The sequence below is a fragment of the Enterobacter sp. WP_7_1 genome (assembly GCF_003688535.1).
In the GTDB taxonomy this organism is placed as follows: domain Bacteria; phylum Pseudomonadota; class Gammaproteobacteria; order Enterobacterales; family Enterobacteriaceae; genus Enterobacter; species Enterobacter asburiae.
The window spans coordinates 1-21,343 of sequence record NZ_REFK01000008.1 but is presented as its reverse complement, the minus strand read 5'-3'; the positions used below and the strand labels follow the sequence as shown (position 1 = coordinate 21,343).

The 21,343-nt window shown below is 48.9% G+C and carries 18 protein-coding genes and 3 pseudogenes; 14 read left to right on the top strand and 7 right to left on the bottom strand.

Translation table 11 applies throughout. The features are described 5' to 3' along the window. The first annotated feature begins 33 nt into the window (after positions 1-33). The 6 genes from faeH (at position 34) to BJ885_RS21750 (ending at position 8,298) form a co-directional block, all read left to right on the top strand. Positions 34-831, top strand: a complete 798-nt coding sequence (gene faeH, locus BJ885_RS21775) for a F4 (K88) fimbria minor subunit FaeH (RefSeq protein WP_121932771.1) — start codon at positions 34-36, stop codon at positions 829-831. A 30-nt stretch (positions 832-861) separates the two neighbouring features. Continuing rightward, the gene (faeI, locus tag BJ885_RS21770) at positions 862-1,626 is read left to right on the top strand and encodes a F4 (K88) fimbria minor subunit FaeI (RefSeq protein ID WP_121932770.1); all 765 of its coding nucleotides are present in this window, start codon (positions 862-864) and stop codon (positions 1,624-1,626) included. Between the two features lie 132 nt (positions 1,627-1,758). Then, positions 1,759-2,517, top strand: a complete 759-nt coding sequence (locus BJ885_RS21765; RefSeq protein ID WP_121932769.1) for an EAL domain-containing protein — start codon at positions 1,759-1,761, stop codon at positions 2,515-2,517. 221 nt (positions 2,518-2,738) lie between these two features. Beyond that, on the top strand, positions 2,739-3,617 hold the full coding sequence (locus BJ885_RS21760; RefSeq protein WP_121932768.1) for a fimbrial: 879 nt from the start codon (positions 2,739-2,741) through the stop codon (positions 3,615-3,617). A 35-nt stretch (positions 3,618-3,652) separates the two neighbouring features. Further along, positions 3,653-7,459, top strand: coding sequence for a S6 family peptidase (locus BJ885_RS21755; protein WP_121932767.1), 3,807 nt, complete (start codon positions 3,653-3,655; stop codon positions 7,457-7,459). A gap of 308 nt (positions 7,460-7,767) precedes the next feature. Beyond that, positions 7,768-8,298 (top strand): helix-turn-helix transcriptional regulator, encoded by a 531-nt coding sequence (locus tag BJ885_RS21750; protein WP_121932766.1) that lies wholly within the window; start codon positions 7,768-7,770, stop codon positions 8,296-8,298. 170 nt (positions 8,299-8,468) lie between these two features. Here the strand turns inward: BJ885_RS21750 and tnpB are convergent. From tnpB to BJ885_RS23510, 3 pseudogenes are all read right to left on the bottom strand, one after another. Next, a pseudogene (gene tnpB / locus BJ885_RS21745) lies at positions 8,469-8,601 on the bottom strand (IS66 family insertion sequence element accessory protein TnpB); the annotation flags it as partial. A 51-nt stretch (positions 8,602-8,652) separates the two neighbouring features. After that, positions 8,653-8,763 (bottom strand): annotated as a pseudogene (locus tag BJ885_RS21740) (IS66 family insertion sequence element accessory protein TnpB); the annotation flags it as partial. Between the two features lie 183 nt (positions 8,764-8,946). Beyond that, a pseudogene (locus BJ885_RS23510) lies at positions 8,947-9,135 on the bottom strand (VapC toxin family PIN domain ribonuclease); the annotation flags it as partial. A gap of 416 nt (positions 9,136-9,551) precedes the next feature. On the opposite strand from BJ885_RS23510, the gene BJ885_RS21730 reads away from it, so the two are divergent. Further along, positions 9,552-9,851 carry an adhesin biosynthesis transcription regulatory family protein gene (locus BJ885_RS21730; RefSeq protein ID WP_121932764.1) on the top strand — a complete coding sequence of 100 codons (300 nt, stop codon included), beginning with the start codon at positions 9,552-9,554 and terminating at the stop codon, positions 9,849-9,851. A 382-nt stretch (positions 9,852-10,233) separates the two neighbouring features. After that, on the top strand, positions 10,234-11,007 hold the full coding sequence (locus tag BJ885_RS21720) for a hypothetical protein (protein ID WP_121932763.1): 774 nt from the start codon (positions 10,234-10,236) through the stop codon (positions 11,005-11,007). 155 nt (positions 11,008-11,162) lie between these two features. On the opposite strand, the gene BJ885_RS21715 is transcribed toward BJ885_RS21720, so the two are convergent. Next, complete coding sequence (locus BJ885_RS21715; RefSeq protein ID WP_121932762.1) at positions 11,163-13,784, bottom strand: TrlF family AAA-like ATPase; 2,622 nt, start codon at positions 13,782-13,784, stop codon at positions 11,163-11,165. 404 nt (positions 13,785-14,188) lie between these two features. Here BJ885_RS21715 and BJ885_RS21710 point away from each other — a divergent pair, with 404 nt between their 5' ends. After that, complete coding sequence (locus BJ885_RS21710; RefSeq protein ID WP_121932761.1) at positions 14,189-15,067, top strand: restriction endonuclease; 879 nt, start codon at positions 14,189-14,191, stop codon at positions 15,065-15,067. A gap of 40 nt (positions 15,068-15,107) precedes the next feature. On the opposite strand, the gene BJ885_RS21705 is transcribed toward BJ885_RS21710, so the two are convergent. Continuing rightward, complete coding sequence (locus BJ885_RS21705; protein WP_121932760.1) at positions 15,108-15,524, bottom strand: type II toxin-antitoxin system VapC family toxin; 417 nt, start codon at positions 15,522-15,524, stop codon at positions 15,108-15,110. Continuing rightward, on the bottom strand, positions 15,521-15,751 hold the full coding sequence (vapB, locus tag BJ885_RS21700; protein ID WP_047596145.1) for a type II toxin-antitoxin system VapB family antitoxin: 231 nt from the start codon (positions 15,749-15,751) through the stop codon (positions 15,521-15,523). The genes BJ885_RS21705 and vapB overlap by 4 nt, the downstream gene beginning before the upstream one ends. A 603-nt stretch (positions 15,752-16,354) precedes the next feature. On the opposite strand from vapB, the gene BJ885_RS21690 reads away from it, so the two are divergent. Genes BJ885_RS21690 through BJ885_RS21680 form a run of 3 tightly spaced genes read left to right on the top strand, consistent with a single transcriptional unit; the run spans position 16,355 to position 18,185 of the window. Next, the gene (locus tag BJ885_RS21690) at positions 16,355-16,672 is read left to right on the top strand and encodes a hypothetical protein (protein ID WP_173400155.1); all 318 of its coding nucleotides are present in this window, start codon (positions 16,355-16,357) and stop codon (positions 16,670-16,672) included. 32 nt (positions 16,673-16,704) lie between these two features. Next, positions 16,705-17,415, top strand: coding sequence for a hypothetical protein (locus tag BJ885_RS21685; protein ID WP_121932759.1), 711 nt, complete (start codon positions 16,705-16,707; stop codon positions 17,413-17,415). After that, a complete protein-coding gene (locus BJ885_RS21680; protein ID WP_029403844.1) occupies positions 17,412-18,185 on the top strand; it encodes a site-specific integrase in 774 nt (257 codons plus the stop codon). Before BJ885_RS21685 ends, BJ885_RS21680 begins: the two co-directional genes overlap by 4 nt. Before the next feature lie 354 nt (positions 18,186-18,539). Here BJ885_RS21680 and BJ885_RS21675 read toward each other — a convergent pair whose 3' ends face one another. Then, positions 18,540-19,823, bottom strand: coding sequence for a DUF1173 family protein (locus BJ885_RS21675; protein ID WP_029403845.1), 1,284 nt, complete (start codon positions 19,821-19,823; stop codon positions 18,540-18,542). A gap of 206 nt (positions 19,824-20,029) precedes the next feature. Here BJ885_RS21675 and BJ885_RS21670 point away from each other — a divergent pair, with 206 nt between their 5' ends. Together BJ885_RS21670 and BJ885_RS21665 are read left to right on the top strand one after the other, a co-directional pair. Then, on the top strand, positions 20,030-20,656 hold the full coding sequence (locus tag BJ885_RS21670) for a ParA family protein (RefSeq protein ID WP_032300957.1): 627 nt from the start codon (positions 20,030-20,032) through the stop codon (positions 20,654-20,656). Between the two features lie 68 nt (positions 20,657-20,724). Then, on the top strand, positions 20,725-20,952 hold the full coding sequence (locus BJ885_RS21665) for a hypothetical protein (protein ID WP_029403847.1): 228 nt from the start codon (positions 20,725-20,727) through the stop codon (positions 20,950-20,952). Positions 20,953-21,343: the final 391 nt, after the last annotated feature.

Below are 21,343 nucleotides of genomic sequence, written 5' to 3'. Positions count from 1 at the left end.
TTTATATGTGCGAATAAAACAGAGTGAATAACGATGAAAATAATACATCATTATAAATTCCTATTTTCCGCCCTGCTGACTGCGGCCTTGTTTTATTCAGCAGTACCCCGTGCAGACATGCTTGACGGTGGCGAAATTCAGTTTAACGGCTTTGTCACTGACGACGCCCCCAAATGGACTTGGCAGATCAGTACACCTGACCAGAGCTGGGCGGTGGATACGGCAGATGCACGCTCGGAGAACGGGCAGCTGGTTTTTGATTTGCGTGATAAAGGTGCGCTGCCGTTCCTGGAAGGCCATCTGCATGAGGTGGCAGAGCGCGGTGGCCCTGGGTTTACACCATTTATTACTTTCAGCAGCAATGGACAGCCTTTTACCGTAACAGAGGGTAATAGCGCTACAGCACAACATTTTCGCGCCTCTGTCCCGGTACGTGATCCGGAGAGCGGTAACGTGGCGGGGCAGCTTTTTTTCACTCTGAACCAGGGGATGGCGGTGAGTGCCGGCAGACAGGAAGACGGTGCATCCGTTCCGGCCGGCATGTCACTGGTCAGCGGTCAGAGTGTGACGGAGGTGCAGTCGGGAAGTCTGCCACAGGGGCTGAAAAGCCGCTTATCTTCATTATTGCTGATGAACCAGAATTTCGGGAATGGCATGAGTGCGGTTGATAACGGTCAGGTTATCAGTCAGGGAGTACTGGCTGATGGTAACGTGATGAATCTGGCCGCGTCATATGCCTCAATCGTGTCAGATTTTGAACTGCGGCTGCCGGCAGAAGGTACTCCGGCAGTGTGGCAGGCAGGGCTGAATGTGACCGTCACGGTACAGTGATGGTCGCCTGAATCAAAGGGGAAAAGAGTAATGAAAAAGATGACACTGTTTCTCTTAACTGCCAGTCTTCTGCCCTCCTGTGTGCTGGCCTGGAACACTCCGGGAGAGGATTTCAGCGGGGAGCTTAAGCTGGAAGGGGCTGTGACCAGTACCCGAAACCCATGGGTGTGGAAGGTCGGGGAGGGAAATGAAAGCCTGGACGTTAAACTGCGCCCTGACGTGCGTGGCGGAGAGCAGGGTATACCGGTTTCTCTGCCGCCACTGACCGTTGTGCTGGGAAAAACCACACTGACTACCCCTGCCGGTCGCGAAGGGCTGTCGCCGCGGGTGAGTTACGGAAAGGGGGCCGGGGATTTTTCGCTTGTATGGACAGAACCCGGCACAGCGGAAGTGACGCTGCCCGTGACCGGAGAAAATAATACCCGCGCGGGCACATTGGTTTTCAGGATGCAGGCCGCCGGGGTGTTGCGTCATGTTCAGAACGGACAGCCGGTGTATGCTGGCGTTTATGACGATCTGAATGCGAATGGTCTGCCCGGTGAAAGCCGTGCCATGAAGGCGGGTGACATCCCGGGTGTCCTACAGAGAATGTTCCGTGGTGAAGGTCCGTCCTGGCTACAGATAATGTCTGTGACAGCGACAGCGGGGGTGAGTCATTTCAGTGATGCAGCCCTGCGTCAGGTTGAAGGTGCGTATGGCGCACAGATCGTGGCAGGCAGCGGTGAATTACGTCTGAACGGAACGCTGCCGGAACGCTGGCGGGTGTCATTGCCGGTAAGTATTGAGTATCAGTGAGGAATGGAGAGTATGCTGAATAATATCCATCATCTGAAACCTGGTATGTTGCTGGCACGATTTTTTCTGACTTCAGGTTGTTGATGATGGTGTGGCTGCACAGGGATCTCAACAGAATGGAGAGCGCACAAAATGCAAGGTGATGCAGTGACAGCAGACAGACTTCTGCGGGCCCTCAGTAACGGGGAATTTGAGCCGTATATTCAGCCGGTGGTTCGTGCATCAGACCTGCAGGTGTCGGGCGGTGAATTACTGGTACGCTGGCACACGTCGGTGGGAGAGATTATCCCGCCTGCGTGTTTCATTGAGCAGGCTGAATCTGCTGGCCTGTTATCACTCATAACACAAAAGATACTGCACCAGGCTGTGACAGCGCTTGCTGGCATAAAAACAATGCTGCCGCAGGGGTTCCGGCTGGCCGTGAATGTAACCCCGCTGCTACTGGAAGACAGTGATTTTTCACAGATGTGTTTGTCACTGGCTGGTGAACGCGGTATACGCCTGGTGCTGGAGCTGACAGAGCAGCAACCCTTTTATATAACAGATAAAACAGCGCAGGTGGTGAACAAACTGAGTGATGCCGGCGTGGAAGTTGCGCTGGATGATTTTGGCGCTGGATGTTCGGTGCTGTCATATCTGAAGTATTTTCCGGTCAGTTATATAAAGATGGACAAAAGCTTTATACAAGATCTTTTGTGGGAGAAAACATCCCGGGATATTGTTGAGTGTGTGACTGATCTGGCAGAAAGACTGGGGGCCACTACAGTAGCGGAAGGTGTGGAGACACTGGCGCAGGCAAACTGTCTGTGTGCTTTGGGTTTGGATTATCTTCAGGGCTATTATTTCGGGATACCCGTGAGGTTGAACGCATTTATCAGTGAACACCTCTGATACTGGAAAATTTTCGAAAAATAAGAGTCGGGCATTAACTGGACATCATTGAAAACTCTGGATGAAAAATAATAAACAAACTTGGGGACATTATATCTTTTGAAGTGATTTTGTGCCTTCTTTCTTAATGGTTTTTTAATTCATTAATATCTAGTTGATTTGACCTCCAGAGTTTACCCCACCACACATAATATTAATGCTAGATATGACGGGAGGGAGTTTTGCGCAAAAATACTGTGACTAATATATTACTTACCTATTTTATTTTTTCTTTGTTACTTTTCGGAAAAGTTTTTGCTGCCGGATGGCAGTCCGGAGAGAATTTTCAGGGGACAGTGGAGCTGAGGGGGACCCTTACACCTTATGATGCTTCACTTCCACCCTGGATGTGGAAGACGGGGGGATATTCCGGGTTCAGTAACAGCATTAGCGATCTGACCAGTAATGGAACCCACCTGGCTGTCAGTGCACCTCATGATCTTCTGTTGCTTGCAGGAAAATCAGAACGGGCTTTTGAGGGCAGTCTGACATCTGGTACCCATATTGTTCCTGTCATTCAGCTGGCAGGAAGTGACGGGGCAGAAATACATATTCAGTGGTTTAGTGATTCGCCGGGGCGAGGATTGCTTGTGCTGCCACTGAAAGTTACCGGAGATTCTTCGGCAACAGGCACGTTGGCTGCTGAGGTTCAGGCTTTCGGGGCTCTGGCGTGGGCGGAAGAAGACGGTTTCGGCGCCAGAATCACTCAGGTACAGGGGAATAACAGCACCGATGCTTATGTATTTAATGGTGGTGTACCGGGCACGAACATGTGGCACACCGCTGACGGGCTGAGTTTTATTTCCCGGATGACGAATGGTGAAGTGTCAGCAGAAAGCATCTGGGGACAGTTGAAATACAGTGTGCCGGGTGTTCCTGATTCACCAGTGATTGCTGATGAGAGTGGTTACCAGGACCTGGTGGGAGAAGGCTGGTTTTATGCCGGAGGCTATGCGCTGGGAATATCTTCGGGTACCCCTCTTAATCTTCATTTTAATACGTCGGTTACCGGAGAGTCAGTCTGGCATGCCGGAATGACAATTGTCATTAGTTATATCTGAGATTACAGGTTTTATTTTTTTTCAGAGATGAAATAATGAACAGAATTTATTCTCTTCGCTACAGCGCTGTAGCCCGGGGCTTTATTGCCGTATCTGAGTTTGCCAGGAAATGTTCTTTAAAATCAGTCAGGCGTTTTCGCTTTCCTGTTTTATTTCTGCTCCCCGTATTTTTCTCTGCAGGATGTATTGGCGGGACGGTCAATAATGAGCTTGACTATCAGTTGTTTCGTGATTTTGCTGAAAATAAAGGCATGTTCCGTCCGGGAGCAACAGATATCGCCATTTATAATAAACAGAGGGAGTTGGTTGGTACTCTGGATAAGGCCGCCATGCCAGACTTTAGTTCTGTGGATTCGAAACTAGGGGTGGCGACGCTGATTAATCCTCAGTATATCACCAGTGTGAAACATAACGGGGGATATAAAAACGTCAGCTTTGGTGATAGTGAAAACCGTTACAATATTGTGGACCGGAACAATGCTCCTTCACTGGATTTCCACACTCCCAGACTGGATAAACTGGTAACAGAGGTTGCCCCGTCAGAGGTAACGGCGCAGGGAGCCGTTGCCGGCGCATATCTGGATAAGCAACGCTATCCTGTTTTTTATCGTCTGGGCTCCGGTACTCAGTATATTAAGGACAGGAACGGACAACTGCCTCAGATTGGTGGTGCCTATTCCTGGTTGACAGGAGGGACCACAGGAAGTTTGTCTTCCTATCTGAACGGGCAAATGATAACCACAAGATCAGGTTTGATATTCGATTATGCCACCAATGGAGCGATGCCGATACTGGGAGAGACCGGTGACAGTGGTTCTCCACTGTTTGCCTGGGACAAGCTTCAGAACAAATGGGTTCTTGTTGGAGTACTGTCGTCGGGTTATGGCCCTGGAGGACGGGGAACTAACTGGGCCGTTATTCCCCTGGATTTTCTCGGACAAAAATTTGATGAGGACAATGATGCTCCTGTCACGTTCAGTGCATCAGACAGTGGGGCGCTGGAATGGACATTTGACAGCGATACAGGAACCGGAACGCTGACGCAGGGGACTGCCACATATGCAATGCACGGGCAAAAAGGCAATGACCTGAATGCCGGTAAAAATCAGATATTCGTGGGGGAAAATGGTCAGATTGACCTGAAAAGTTCGGTTTCACAGGGAGCGGGTTCTCTGAGGTTCCGTAATGACTATACGGTGACAACCTCCAGCGGGAGTACCTGGACCGGAGCCGGTATTATTGTCGATAAGGATGCTACCGTAAACTGGCAGGTCAACGGCGTGAAAGGAGATAACCTGCATAAAATTGGTGAAGGAACACTGGTAGTCCAGGGTACAGGGATCAATGAAGGCGGTCTGAAGGCTGGCGACGGAACCGTTATTCTGGATCAACAGGCAGACAGCAAAGGACAAATTCAGGCCTTCAGCCGTGTGAACATTGCCAGTGGTCGGCCGACTGTAGTGCTGGCTGATGAAAGGCAGGTGGATCCGGACAGTATCTCATGGGGATTCCGGGGGGGGGCACTGGATGTCAACGGTAACAGTCTGACGTTCCATCAACTGAAAGCTGCTGATTTTGGCGCCGTACTGGCAAACAACGCTGATAAGCGGGCAACCATCACGCTGGATTATTCCCCGGAGACTGGCAATTTAAATACGGCAGGTTATATATACCACGGTCAACTGAAGGGCAATCTGGATGTGGAAAACCGTTTGCCGGAGAAAACGTCTGGTGTGCTGATTCTGGACGGTACAGCAGATATTTCCGGCTCGTTCACACAGGAAAACGGACGCCTGACCCTGCAGGGGCACCCGGTTATTCATGCATACAACGCCAAGTCTGTGGCCGATAAACTGGCTTCCCTCGGGGATCATTCTGTTCTGACGCAGCCCACGTATTTTAACCAGGAGGACTGGGAAAACCGCACTTTTTCGTTTAACAGACTATCGCTGACGAATACAGATTTTGGACTTGGTCGTAATGCCACGCTGAACACCACCCTTGAAGCAACAGACTCAACTGTCACGCTGGGCGACAGACGGGTATTTATTGACAAAAAGGATGGTGATGGTACGGCCTTTGTTCTGGAAGAAGGTTCTTCTGAAGCGGTACAGGATGCAGACCGGAGTGTGTTTAATGGTCATGCAGTGCTGAACGGGAAGACAACGCTGGATATCATGAATGCGACCTTCCGGGGGGATATTAACGGCCGCACCGGCTCACAGGTGGCGTTGTCACGCAAAAGTCACTGGAATATGACGAAAAGCTCCACGCTGGATTCATTCAGGAGTAAAGGGGGAACTCTTTCCCTGCTGACCGAAAACTGGTCACCTAAAACGCTGACAGTAAACACCATGCATGCCAGCAGTATGAATATTGCCATAGGTGTCAGCGCAGCAGACAACACCAGTGACCGGATTGACATTCTGAATAAAGCTACAGGCGGTCATAACGTGCTGGACCTGTCCACGCTGTTAAACCAGAGTGTCGCGTTGAAAAGTAACCTGACACTGGCTTCGGCCCCTGCCGGAACCTCTCACGGGTATTTCTCTTTTGCCAGCCTGAACCGGGGTTTTACCATATATACCCCCGACGCACAGATCCTGGAAAAAGACGGTAAGGTTTTCTGGCAGCTGAAGGGGAATGCCGGAGCAACAGATTCTCAGGGTACAACATTTCCGGAAGATGGCCATACCGGCGGTACGTTGTTTAAAAACAGTAAAGCACGGGCCATGTTTGCGGCACGTGAATTTCTCCTGAGCGACAGTGCTTATAACTGGGCGCAGGTGGTGGACAAGAGTGACGCGGATGATGTTACCAGTACAATGTCTCCGGATATTGACCATGCCCGCAATACCGGAGAGGGGGATCTTGTGGCAGAAAGTAACCATAGGGAGACCATGATTTCGCCTGATTCTCCGGAAGAGAATACTGATACTAACGTGAGCGGTAGTACGTTGTTTAAAGGAGAAGATAACCTTTCTCTACTGAATAAAGCACGAGCTATGTTTGCGGCACGTGAATTCATCCTTAGCGACAGTGCCGATCGCTGGCAGCAGGTGGTGGATAACAGTGACGCTGACGGTGGCATGTGGGCCATGACAGGTTACAGTCATGGCGGATACGGTGGTTTTACGCTGAACCAGAGTGGTCTTAACGTCGGGTACCGTCAGTCTGATGCGGGTGATGCATGGTGGGGGATCGGTACAGAATTCTACCGTGGACACAGTAGCGCTGATGATTACCGGGATGACTTCAGTCTGTGGGGCGTGCATCTTCTGGCCGGAAAACAGGTCGCAGACCGTCTGTTTGTGGATGGTATGGCCGGCTACCGGGAGTTGTCTGAAGATTATACCATTCAGGGAGAACTTAACGATCTGTCAGGTAAAGTGAAAAGCCATATTTTGACTGCAGGTGTCCGCGCCGGGTGGAAGACGTACTTCAGGGGTATGGATATGACAGTTACGCCAGCCCTTTCGCTCAACGGTGTTCAGGCAGACGTAAACCGGTTGCAAGGTAATGCGCGAAGTGTCGAACTGCATAGTGGCAGGGCAGCCTGGCTGAAGGCCGGTTTTGAGGCAGAGAAATTACTCGGCGGGCTGTCGCTGAAAGCAGGTATCTGGCGGAGCATCACCCTTAATGATATGCCCGGGGTGAGCCTGAGTGATGACTGGAAAACACGTCACTATGATGCAGAGAAGGCAGACCGTTACACCGCATCGTTGGGTGTTAATGGAAAGATTACTGAGAAGCTTTCTGTCCAGGCGAAAGTGAACAGCAGTTTTGACGGGTATTTTAAGACGGATTGTGAGGGGATCGTGGGGATACGGTATGATTTCTGATCTCCGGAAGTCATTTCTCTGCCACCAGATTTACGGCTGACCGATGCCTGCCCTGCTACAGGTGAGGATATGGATAGCTTACTTGCTCAATGCCCGCAGACGGGCATTGTTACAGACGTAACAGGACACCATCCGCCAATGGCGGACTACCACCCTCTGCACTCACGGCAGGGTAGCCGCTTACGCTTTCGAAATCAACCGGATGTAGGCGTGTCCTGCAGCGTATTATTTCCTTGGAAAGTCGCAGCTAGCCAATAAGTTCTGGCGGCTGTTTAATTTCTGACAGAGATAATATGGAGTGAATAGTCGTGAACTCAGAAATAATAAATATATGGATATACAGCAGTAATGTTTTTTTTATTTGGGGAGTGACTGCTCTGGTTGCTGAGGTTTTAGGCAAGAGGAAATATGTTATTCATGTTTTTGATGAAAAGCACATCCTGAATATAACGTCAGTTAATGGTATGCCGGACAGGACACTTGTTTTCTCTGATACACATAACCCTCTGTTCTTGCTTTATCTGGATTTGTTTTGCAGAGACAATCTTGTTTCCGGAATCTGTGATATTGAGAATGTCAGGAGGCGTCTTTCCAGAAGAAGCAGAAAAAAAGGAGGGGGGGGTTCAGTCTCTCATCTGAAGGGAGAGCTGTCTCTCCGGGAAAGGGAAATTATTGCATGCATGAAACTCATGATGACGGATGATGAAATAGCGTCAAGGTTTAAGTTGTCCAAGAAGACTGTCAGTGCTCACCGAAGAAATATTCGGTTAAAACTTGGAATTAGAAACAGGAATGACCTTTATAAATACCTTTTTTTGGGGGGCAAAGGGGGGGGATGATGGAAGACACTCTTCTGTCTGATGAAGTGCTTGTTATTCTGGGAGGGATTCTTGTGGTGGTCATAATATTAAGTTTGTGCCGGCATTATCATCAGTGGGCTGCCAGGTACATGGGGGATGAGATAGTGACCTTTTTAAAGGCCCTTTTACTGAGATGAACATGAGGTTTAGTCACTGTCAGCCCACAGGGCTTTTATCTGGTCACCCCGGCATCTGCGGAAGATGAACAGATACCCGGAGAACGGGTCATTCCTTCAGGCCGCTCTGAACTTTTGATGCAAGACCGTTAAACCCGTTTCGCATGTCGGTGATACCGGCAACCAGCCAGATACGCGAATCTACAGAGAGATATCATCAGTACCCGTCTTTTATTTCGCGGATAAGCGTCTGTAATAATGCCGGTGTCAGCGCACCTTTCAGCCTGAGGGTTCCGGTCGGCAGGACCAGCTCGCAGCACAGACTGTCTTTGGAATGAGAATAGTCTGGGCAGCATAATAGCGTTCTTTGAAGCGCTTAAGAACCCTGAAATAAGAATGGGGAGACATTTATCCCTCTTTTGAAGAAACAATCGAATTGCTTCGAAACCTGCCAGATAAATTCTCCAGAACGGATATTCTTCGTCCCAACATAGATTCTGTTATTTAAGTATCAGGCCCACACTCGCTCAAACTCTCGCGTATTTTTCATCACCAGCACGGCGATGGCGTGCCCGGCGATCAATGTGTCGCCTGGACCGATCGGCGTCCCGGGTTGTTGCAGCCGCCACCTTAATCTCGTTGGTGGCATCCACCGTGGCAAGGCCTTCGGGCCGGCGGCGCCGAAGCGCATTTCAGAAAATGCTTTTTCCAGTATTGTCCAATATTCCAGACTGTATATTACTTTTTATAGAAGCCAGTGATTGAATTTATTTTTGTTTCCGTTTTTTTATTTTTCATGAAAAATGTGAACTGTTTTTTGATGAATATCTAAATGTGCACAAAAAACCTTTCCAGAACGCTATATTGTTATTTGAAAAAATTAATATCTTTTTATCTGTCTTTTTGTTGTGCCTTGGTTCTTTATTCCTAATTTGGTTTGTTTTTTGATTATTTGTTCTGTTTACGCCTGGTTTGATGGTTGTAAAGATCGTCAAAGTGGTGTTTTTTAGTATAAATCACCATGATAAGATTAATGGCAGATAACAGGTCGGTATATTTGTGTTCTTCAGGATTGCGCCGTCTTTTTGTCTGGTTGTCTTTCTGGGAAAGATATAAATGAGTAGCAGTAACCTGTATTTGAGCAAGAAGCACGGGTGTGTTTTTTCGCCCGGTGAAATGTCAGAAAACCAGTTCTGGTTATTAGCTGAAATATCTCCAGTTCACAGTGAAAAGGTTATTAACGCACTGAGAGATTTTCTGGTTCTGGGCTATACCCGAAGGGAGGCCTGTGAGCGGCATGAGGTTTCTCAGGGGTATTTTTCTGGTGCGCTCGGGCGTTTCCAGCATACTCATCAAATGGTAAACAGGCTGGTTCTTTTTTATATATCAGAAGCCAGTATTCCATATACGGGATAACAGTTGCATGAAAAATTTTATCGCTTTCAGTACTTCTGCTTCTGGCAGGCTGTTCAGAAAACCGTATTCAGCGCTTACATGCGTGGTGGCTTCGGTCTGCCATGTGGTGGTGGATGCGGACATCACCGGAAACAGTGACTGGCTGACATTCGGGACATTACCGTAATGTCCACTGCCACACCTGTGCCGCCGCGTGAGAAGACTGGTAAAGGCATTTACCGCCTTTTTAAGGGGAATAGCTCAAAATTATTTTGAGTTAAATAATGAATTTAATTCAAAGCGACTGTTTAAATAAGGTCGCGGAGATGGCTTTACGGTAATTCCTTAAAATAAGGATTATCACTTTCAGTTTACTATTTATGAAATGTAGAGGATTTATTTTATGAAAAAGACTCTGATTGCAATGGCAGTAGCTGCATCCGCTGCGGTATCCGGCTCCGCGATAGCGTGGACCCAGAACGGTGCAGGTGGTTCTGTTGATTTCAGTGGTACGCTGAATCCGAAACCCCTTGTTACACCATGGGAAATCAAGGTTGGTGATGCCGTAAATAATCTGAATGCACCAATCCAAAAAGGTCAGAGTGTTGTTGATGTCGTGCTGAAAGCAGATATACCTGTACTTGGTATCCGTAACAACAATAAGGCTGGTTTTCGGGGGCAAAGTGGTATTGACCCGCAAATTAGTTATAGTGGGAAAGTTGATATTGATTCCATGAAGAATGGTGTTGCTAAACTCACTCTTGACGTTACTTCCGGTAATCAGAAAATTGGAACACTGTCGACTGAAATGCGGGTAGCTTCTCAGGCGACCAATGGTTCAAATTCCAATCTCATGTTGTATGCTCCAAGGGAAGGCGATGGTTTCTTCGGTGGGCTTGCAAAAAATAAAGCTGGTACCTGGAACTCTGTTAGTGCATACACTTGGGCTGTGGGTCTTTTCCCCGGCATTGCTGAAACGTGGAGTGATGGCAATATCACTTACAATGGTGGGGCAGGAATTTACAATTTCTATTCTGGTAAGCGTATCTATCATGCGTATTATGCTTCTGGCATTGATAAGAGCAAAAAAATCAAGATCACCCTTGCACAGCCTGTAACCGGTGATAATGAAATAACCTGGAATGCTTCCCTGCCGGTTACTGTTTTCTACCAGTAACACTCTTGCCGGCATGCGGTTGTGTTTATTCAGGCCGATTAATAATCGGCGGCCTGATTTATTTTATCAGGCACTGAGTTCTGTACACTCATGCCTGACGTACGACTGAATTACTCCTTGTCGAAATGCTTGCATGCTCAGTAAGCCTGATGGAATCAGGTTTTACTGAGCCATGAGCCGTAAACCTCCCTGCGTCGCTCAAAGGCTTCCCGTCCTCCCTCCATCACAGAAATAATGTGCTGTTGCACAGGCGGAGCATCCATACCTCCACCGGCTATCTGGATCTTCCCGCTTGCATATTTACAGGCACAAACATTCTCTGCATCCCCCAGAACCGGAATGTTAGCGTTGTGAGTTGCAAAGATAAACTGGGTGCGGGGTTTCATCGTCCGGATGATTTTAATCACGTCGTCATAAATCGTCTGATTGTCAAGGTCGTCCTCGGGCTGGTCGATGATCACCACATCATTGTCCTGCTGATTCAGGACAAACAGCATTAATGCGGAGGCGCGCTGACCCAGCGAATGTTGTTCCAGTGGTTTACCTCGAAATTCAATGGTATAGGTATTCGGTATCTGCCTGACAATAAGCGATTCTATCTGCTGTTCCAGATACACGCTGAAAGTCTCGGCAGAACTGTTGATAATGTCCGGCAGTTTACCCCTGTTCAGCCAGAGCTCGCCAAAGTCTCTGAAGTTGTCAGCCACGGTCTGGTAAGTGCTTTCCCGCAACCGGCTGCCGGTACAGGCTTCTTTTAAAAAGGTCTGCATGGCTTTTTTATCGCTCGCAAAGGACGGCACGATCTTCAGGGGCGAATCTGCCTGGCTGATGGCGGCCAGCACAGCTTCAATTTCCTGATACTCTTCCCCCCATAGTTCAGACAATCGGCTCAGCGCCTCTGTCAGACTTTGGTCCAGTAACGCCTGACGGCTTTCCGCCCGGGTCAGCTCTGCAATTTTCTGTTCCGCAAGTTCCAGCCCGGCCTTCAGCTTCAGAAAGTCAGCCGGATCGACTTTTTCCACGCCTGCCAGCCGCAGCTCTTCAGCCAGGCCACGCTCTATTTCGGCAAATTCCTCCGTCAGCGCGAGCTTTTTCTCCAGGAAGGCCTGCTGCTTCGTATCGAGTTCTGTAAGGAGCCGGCGGGCGCCGTCCACGATGGTGTTCAGGGAGTCGAGATGAGCCGTGAAGCGATCATATCCCGCACTGTAATCATCAATGTCTGCCTGGTTATGCGCTGACTCATGCTTCTGCTCCTGCTTCAGCTCATCGAGTGTTTCCCTGATCCCGTCCTGCAGACTGTCCAGCGCCCGGGTTGCCCGTACAGTGGTACTGCTGAGGTAGCGCTCATCCCGTCCGAAGGTGGTCTGACGTTCCAGTTTTTCTTCCATGCCGTGCCGGGCATAAAAGCGCAGGCGGAACTGCGCATCCTTCTCTTTCGCCTGCCATTCGGAGAGTGTTTCTCCTGATGTTTTCAGACGACGATACTCGCGTAACCTGTCGAGGACGACGTCTTTCTGCTGCCGGATTTTGTTCCGCACGGGAGCCAGACGCTCACCGACCAGTTTTTCAATCAGGTCGTGTTCAAATCCCGCGCCGGTATTGGACAAGTCTTTCTGGCCAAAATACACCGGCTTGTGCAGAACCGTTTCCCGGAGCGCCACTCCCTGCCGGGCCTGACCGTCAAAAATAACCTGCGGCTCCTGGCCGTAGATGCGGGTTATCTGATAGACCCGACCGTGACGGCACACGGCGTCGAGAATAATCTTTCCGCCGCTTTTGAGTAAATTACTGACCAGATTTTCTTTATAATCGCGGTCAGAAGCCTTCTCGCCAAACGGAATGTCCAGGGCATACCGGATCCCTTCAAGTATGGAGGATTTTCCGCTGCCGCGGATCCCAATCAGGGTGTTCAGTTCCGGAGATAACTTCACTACAGTTCCGCCGAGTGAACCGGCTCCCTCGAATGCTATCTGGCGGATATGGCTGTGGGGCAGGTGCGGTTTTTCCCCACTGACGCGGTGCGGAAAATCCTGCAGGGCAAACCGGACAGCTTCAAAGCTGTAATCACCCAGTTTCAGATAGCTGGCGACTTTTCTGGCACCGATGTGATCCAGCGTTTTGGCATCGCACCCCTGGACTTCGGCAGGATAGCGTTCACCGAGCACGCCCTGAATTTTGACCCGCAGGTCGTGGGTCATTACCTTCTGAAATCCCTTCACGCGCCGGCGGACAAGGTCATTATCAAAAAGCTCCCCGATCCGGCCAGGGCTCAGCCCTCCCCATAACCCGTTATCCGCCTCAACGTGGGCAAACACAATAAAGTAATCCCGTTCGTACCGGTCAAGGCGCCGGATGGTCTGTGTGATATTTTCTGTTGAACGGGCATTTTCGTTCTCAAAATTATCAACGCCCGCAAACGTAGCCGTCAGGAAACTTTCAATATGGTTCGTCTGCTGCGGATTGATAAACCACTCATCAGCAAACACTACGAGCGTATGCACGCCGGCTTGGCCATCATTAACGGACAACTCCACGCCGGGAAGCAGCTCCATGCCTTCACGGCGCGCGGCTTTGCGCAATGCCTTAAACTCTCCGGGATCGAATTTATTGTGATTGGTGATCACGCCCACGCCCACTTTAGCCGCTTTCAGGGCGCTGACATAGTCCCGAATATATCTGTCGGATTCTCCGGCATAGCGAAATTCTTTATCTGCTCGGGTATGAAGATGAAAATCTACCTTGACCCAGCAGGCTCCATTCTCAAATACAGGATACATTCCTTAATACCTTTTTCAGTCGCTGATGAATGCCCGGAGGCTTTGCATAATTTCATTCATATTAGGGCGATCCCGTTCCTGCTTCATTTTATTTGCATCACCGGTTAATAAATATTTGATCTGAACCCGACCGGCATTAAACAGGTTAGGGATGAAGGTGAGTAGCAAACTTCGTCAGATGTTACTCTTAAGGCGATAAAACCTGATAATTATTGTATTTACGACAATAGTGCCGAGATGGCAATAATAATGATTATTTATTGCTACAGGGGCAACTGTTCCTTTCTCTTCATACGAAGATCCGATTTCTGTTGAAGTCGGAACCTCCGAAACTAACGCACAGCATTGACTCAGTACCTCCTGCTTTGACATCCCGTTATACTTTGTAAAAAGAGGAGGCTGGCGTGAAACTGAAAATGCAGGATCTGAGACTGTTTAATCTCATCTTTGAAAGCGATCCGGGCTGGATACTCGATTTCTCCAACCGAACGCTGTCGGCTTTTTTTGATGAAGAGTTGAATATTGATATTGATGATGAACGTTATAAGGAAGAAGGAACCTCAAAAGCCAAACGGGTAAGATGTTTGCTGAAACAGGTGGATCGCGAAACAGCCCTGCGGGTTCTTGATGCTCTGTGGCGGTATAAAATGGAGACCATGCCTGATCAGGCCGAACAAAGCCGCAATGACTGGCTTGCACTGATTTCACGACTGGAAAATACGGACGCTGATACAGCCAAAGGCGACAGGCCTGTACAGGTATGGCACGGTGTTGACTGGCCTTCACTGATAACCGAAATGAACGAGATGAAATCCCTGCCACCACATCCGCGGGGGTTTCGGTTTGAAGCATGGCTTGCAGAACTTTTCAGTACCTTTAAGCTTGCCCCCCGCTCGTCATTCCGTAACACGGGCGAGCAGATTGACGGCAGTTTCCGGCTGAATGATGACTTTTACCTGATAGAAGCTAAGTGGCATCAGAACAGAACGCCAGCGGCAGATTTGCACATATTCGAAGGAAAACTCAGCTCCAAGGCAAAATGGGCCCGGGGCGTGTTCATCAGCTGGATGGGGTTTACTGAGGAAGGTCTGACGGCCTTCGGGAAAGGAAAGCGGGTGATCTGTGTCAGTGGCTATGATCTTTATCATTCACTCAGTCACAGTATCGCTCTGCCCGACCTGCTTGAAGCCAAGCTCCGGCATGCAGCTGAAACAGGGGAGCCTTATGCTGAGTTTGACAGGCTCTACAACCTTAAAGACAAAATAACCGGCACGCCGAAATAAACTGCAGGGTAATTCAGTAAATTACCCTGAAGAGAGCGGCTTACTTCACCCAGTCTTCCAGTACCAGACCCGGCACCCGCTCAAACTCCCGCACATTGTTCGTCACCAGCACGGCGCCGGCCGCAATCGCATGCCCGGCGATCGCCGTATCGTTCGGGCCGATCGGCGTTCCGGCGATGCGCAGCGCCACCTTAATCTCCGTGGTCGCATCCACCGCGGTGCGATCCCAGGGCAGGACGGCATCGAGTCGCTCACAGAATGCGTCAACCAGCTGAACGTGGCGCGGCGAGGCCTTCGGGCCGGTGGCGCCGAAGCGCATCTCGGAGTAGGTGATGGCCGAGACCACGATACGGTGACCGCGCAGCACAGCCTGCTCCAGACGCTTCAGTACGGCTTCCGGCTGCTCGCGCATGATGAAAGAGCAGATATTCGTGTCGAGCATATACATTTTGTTCACAGATTAAATCGTCCTTCGTCGCTGACAACGTCCTCGCGCTCCGCCATAAAGTCCGGATCGGCTTTTTCGAGCTCCAGGAATGAGCCCCAGGTCGGCCGGACGGGACGCAGAATGATACTGTCCCCTTCCCGGACTATCTCCAGCTCGCTCACCCCCTCAAAATCCAGATCGCGGGGCAGTCGGATGGCGCGGTTGTTGCCGTTTTTAAAAATGGATACGGTTCTCATGGTTTTTCTCCCGGGTAAGTATGGATATGTGATGCATATCCGGAATGAGGTTCATTGCACCGGGTGCGTGCATTTGCCAAGTATATGCAGATGTTGAGCATATGTATAGGCATAGCATATGCAGATAGTGAGTATATGCGTATGCCATACCCATGCAGATGCCAGGCATATGGATATGTCACACCTATCCTTCCTTTTCTCATTTCACGCTGAGATCCGAAAAAAGCTAGTTCCGGATCTTCTTCACCCACCCCGGCGCGCAGCGGCCCACTGACACAATATGTAGCGGTATTGGTAGCTGATAATGACGCTATATGTTGTGTTACTGCCCTGCCCCGCGACCGCCCGCTCACCACCGGAATTGAGCGCTTTGCTTATTCCCTGACCGTGGTACACTTCCGGAAAGTCGTGAATACGTAAGAAATCGGATCACCGCGAAACGGGTATCCGGTAATTTAGTATTGTTTCTATATGCCTGCTTACTATCATCCTAAAAATGATAACAGCATGGGAAAATCATCCTGGTGACAGACGCAGGGTTGTGCTCAGCAGATTGTGCCGTGCGTCATCATTACTCTGAGTGACTATTTAAGGAATGATGTGATGGATGAAGAAGAACCGGTATCTCAAAAATTTGACAGCCTGAATGATCTCCTCAATGAACTGAATCGGGCTGGCCACCCAAATGACCAGATCTGGTTTTATGGCGCCAACGGAGATTACAGTGAACCGGTCGCATTTCAGGCAGTGGACTCGCGTTTAATCGCAGAACGCCGTGATGATGGCTCATGGTGGACCGTCGACGGATACGGGAATGCTAATGATCCGCGTATGCCTGAACCGGAGGATGCCTGGGATGTTGAATCGAATCGCGGTCAACTGGATATGTGGTTTGATAACGGAATCAGAGAAAATGAATGATGGCTGGCGGGATTTCTCGATAAGGAATAAGCATGGCTGACTGGTTTATTGCGACCGAAGGCGTGAAGGTGGTGAAAGACAGCGCCAGTCTGTGGCCGCAGATATTTACTGCCGGTGCTGCATTCGGTGGTGTGTGGTTCGGGCAATGGCTGATAACGCAGCGGGAAGCAAAAGCGACCGCAGGTAAACGTGATGAAGAGTGTCTATATATTTCCACGGAGCTGGTTTTTTTGCTGGAGCAGTTTGCCGAAGGTTGTGCAAGGATAGCGACAGACACTGGGCATACCGATGCGCAGGGTTTTACCCGCTCGAATGAAAGCACTCCTGAAATTGACCTCTCGGTGGTATCCGGGGACTGGCGGGTTCTGCCTCCACGTCTGATGTATGCCATTCGTGAAATACCGATGCTGCAGAAAGGAGCTGACAGACTGATACAGGCTACCGAAGAGCACGATGATCCACCTGATTACTTCAGGACATTCGGAGAACGCAGGTATCAGTACACCCGGCTGGGGCTCAGGGCGATAATTCAGGCGCGTCGTCTGAGAAAAAATGCTGGTTTTCCTGCAACCCGCCTCGATGCCACTGAATGGTCTGCCCAACCCGTGCTCTGGAGTGTGTGGCGGCTGGAGCGTAACAGACGTTCGGTTCAGGCAAGGCTGCGGCTTCAGACCATTGCGCAGATGAATATTGCTCTTCAGCAGAGTATTAAAAATAACGGTCAGTCCGGGGGAAGTCAGTGAATTTACCTGCCCATTTTACCCCGACACCCTCCTTACATTTGCCGGTAGCCATCGACTATCCGGCAGCGCTGGCGCTGCGCCAGATGGCACTTGTTCAGGATGAACTGCCAAAATATCTGCTGGCGCCGGAGGTGAGCGCCCTGCTTCACTATGTCCCGGATCTGCACCGCAAGATGCTGCTGGCAACACTCTGGAACACCGGTGCACGTATTAACGAAGCTCTGGCGTTGACGCGAGGGGATTTTTCGCTGGCTCCACCTTACCCATTCGTGCAGCTGGCCACACTCAAACAAAGGACTGAAAAAGCTGCCAGAACAGCCGGCCGTGCACCCGCCGGCAGTCAGGCTCACCGGCTGGTACCGCTTTCTGATCCGAACTATGTTGGGCAGCTGGAGATGATGGTGGCCACGCTGAAAATACCTCTTGAACGACGTAACAAGCGAAGCGGCAGAACCGAGAAGGCGCGTATCTGGGAGATTACCGATCGGACGGTCCGCACCTGGCTCAGCGAAGCGGTTGAAACGGCTGCGGCCGATGGAGTGACGTTCTCCGTGCCGGTGACCCCGCACACATTCCGCCATTCCTACGCGATGCACATGCTATACGCAGGCATACCGCTGAAGGTGCTGCAGAGTTTAATGGGGCACAAAAGCATTAGCTCGACGGAGGTGTATACGAAGGTGTTTGCGCTTGATTTCGCAGCACGCCACCGGGTGCAGTTCCAGATGCCGGGCGATGAGGCGGTGGCCCTGCTGAAGGGTAACGGTTAAGCAGTCAGTTCTTATTTAATACTACTAGCTGGAGAGCCCTTAGTTGTTTTTAATAAAAAGATAATAGGCAATTATTCCAAGACCTATATAAACAAGATGCATAAAAAAGAAGTTATTCATTTAAATCACCATTAAATATGGCCGCATTCGCGGCCAAAGATAAAAGGAAGTAGAAATAGTTGTACCTGGTTTGACAGCTAAGCACTTCTTCAATCTCATCAGATGAGATAGTGTCAATGGTGACATCATTTTCATGCTTACAGCGCCAGCCAGTAGAACAGGACGGCAACACCTTCCCAAATGAGGTAATGTTGCGGGAAGGTGCACTCTTGAGAGGCAGTAACACATGAATCATTATTTAATGACATCATGATATAATGATTTCATTTTTTTGGGTAAAAGCGACTCGATACTTTCTACAGTTGTTCGAGTTGCATCCCATGATAACCAACCAGTTGCACCATAATTTGCGTTGTACCATCTTTCCTTTACCATCCGATGCTCTTGATAATCAGAAGTATTCATCCCCCATATTTCCACAGGGAATGGTAAATGGTTCTCTGTAGATGCATCAGTAAGACAAAAATCCGCGAGATATTCATGAGTGGATGAATCATAACGTAGGGGTTTATAAAACGAGCGCTCCAGCTCGTATAGCTTTTTTTCAAACTCCCCTTCATTCAATGAATCAAGTGGTATGTAGCGATCACTTACCATCATCAGAGCAAGCTGTCTTACCTGAGCTGATTTTGCACCAGGAACATCCGTAACAGCTATAACAAATACCTTCATCCCTTTCATCCAGCCATTCACAGCAATTGGGAATCTGCTTAACGCAGACTTCCATCTGTCATCATCAAGCCCCAGAAAAGGCATGCCGGAAAAGTCACGTACAGGAAGTCGATTTAATCCATCCATGTAACTTTCAGAGAACTTAGCAAGCTCAGCAATAACTACAAGACGTTGTTTATTAACTTTCGCACGTTCGACAGTCATGCTGTTTCTTCTGCTATCGCTTGAGTTCGTGTAGGCCGGGGTGAGCAGAACGTCAGATAACTTTGTTTTGCCTGCTTCTATCTTTTCTGCTTGCTTAAACAAGTGATAACCCAATTTGGTGGATGAACGCATACCGTCCATTTTAGGTACCCACGTGTTATAGCTAGTTGTCTCCCAGAGAAAATGCAGAAGACCAAGAATAGAAACTGTGTCGCGTTTATTGTTCCGTGAAGCATCACCAGAACGCAGAGAGCTATCTATGGGAGCTGACGGACCGGTGACCTGCAATGGGTAATCAAGCTTAATATTGATTGTTCCATCCGGCTTCTCTTTCAATGCGTCCTGTGTATAACACCCCTGCGGCCCTTCAGGACTGAGGCTACTATAGAATCTGCAGTCCTCTCTGTGTTTTATACCCGTGAGTGGGAATCGAGCTAAATGATGTTTCTCCACTCTGAGCCTCACAGAGAGTGGCAATTCTTTACCCGTACATAAGCAAGCAGCATATGAATTACAGTCTCGCGACTTTTTAAGAGCCACCTGGAACGGTGTCGTATTCGATGAATCATCCTGCCTGTCGCCACCAAAATAAGCAGGCTCGGATTTATCTCCAAAGTAAATTTTCAATGTGTACTGTTTCATAAACTATCCTCGCGCACTTAATCATGAAATCATTACATCATGCTTTTATTGCTTATTGATGTATTACTATCAGTCAGTTACGTAAATCATGCTATAATTATATCATTAAATCATGATTTCATCTTGTTAAGTTGTTCGATTTTGGGCAATATGAGTAGTGGGATGTATGTGTTTAATGAAATCATGATTTAATGAAGGTGGTTAATATGGGAAAGGTTATATCGATCGTTGGTCAGAAAGGCGGAGGTTCAAAAAGTACCAAAGCCAGAACACTTGCTGTTGGGTTTACTGAAGCTGGATGGAAGACTCATCTGGCGGACATAGACACGAAGCAACAAACCTCTCTGAAGTGGACAGAACGACGCGAGAACAATGGTCTAAGCCAAATTGACTGCGCTCTTTACCGCCGGGTAGATACAGCTGTCAAAATGAAAGATAGCTGTCATTTGCTTATCATCGATGGTCGTCCTGCAGCAGAGACAACATCACTGGATGTGGCTGATGAATCTGATCTCGTTATCATAACCACTGGGACTACAATTGATGATCTGGAACCCTCTCTGGAACTTGCCCGTGAATTGATTAAAAAGGGCATTGAGAAAAGCAAAATCGTATTCATTGTCGCTAAGTCACCATCTCAGTCGCAGGGCGAAAAAGCTCAGGAGACTATCAAGGCGTGGGGCTTCAAAGTTCTCAATACAATCATTCCATTCAAAACCAGTTACGGTGAGGCTCTGGATGCGGGGCGTGCCCTCCATGAAACTCCTTTCAAATCTTTAAACGAAACGGCAAAACAAATGATTGAAGAAATTCATGATATCATTAACTCATGATAGCATGATAGCATGATAGCATGATAGCATGATCCAATGATTTCATTATTTTTGACATGAGGAGATCTATGAAAGCCCCGGGAAAATCAATAAAACTAGCGCCTCCTAAGGAGGATGAGCCAACTCTGGATGTTACCGGAAAGGGGGCTGTGCCGGATTCGTCGGTTAAACCTATCCAAATCAAAGTGCCGGTATCTAAGCATAAAGAGATGAAAGCTTACGCAGCAGAACAGGGAATATCGATGACAGATATGCTCCTGGCAGGATATGAAATGTATCGCAATAAAATGAAATGATGAAATCATGATTTCATTCCCAGGTTAACCCCTAAGATCCCCAGCCTTCATGAAAGGATGAAATCATGATTTCATCCTTTCATCTAAGTACATGCACTCTCATCGCCTGTCACCTCGGTCACTAAAGAGCAAGAGCACAAAGCTATTTAATGACTTCATGACTTCATGACTTCATGCTTTGTTATGGCGGCGCCAGATTATCTTATCTAGTTATATCTCTTTGGCGCACAGCTGCGACTCAAGATTAATCTTTGCGGACTCCGGCCGTAGATCACTCTGCCTATAGCATCGGTGTACTGTGGGAAACAGGTCAACTTCACAGACATCCCGGGCTGTGGGAAACAGGTCAACTTCACAGACATCCCGGGCTGTGGGAAACAGGTCAACTTCA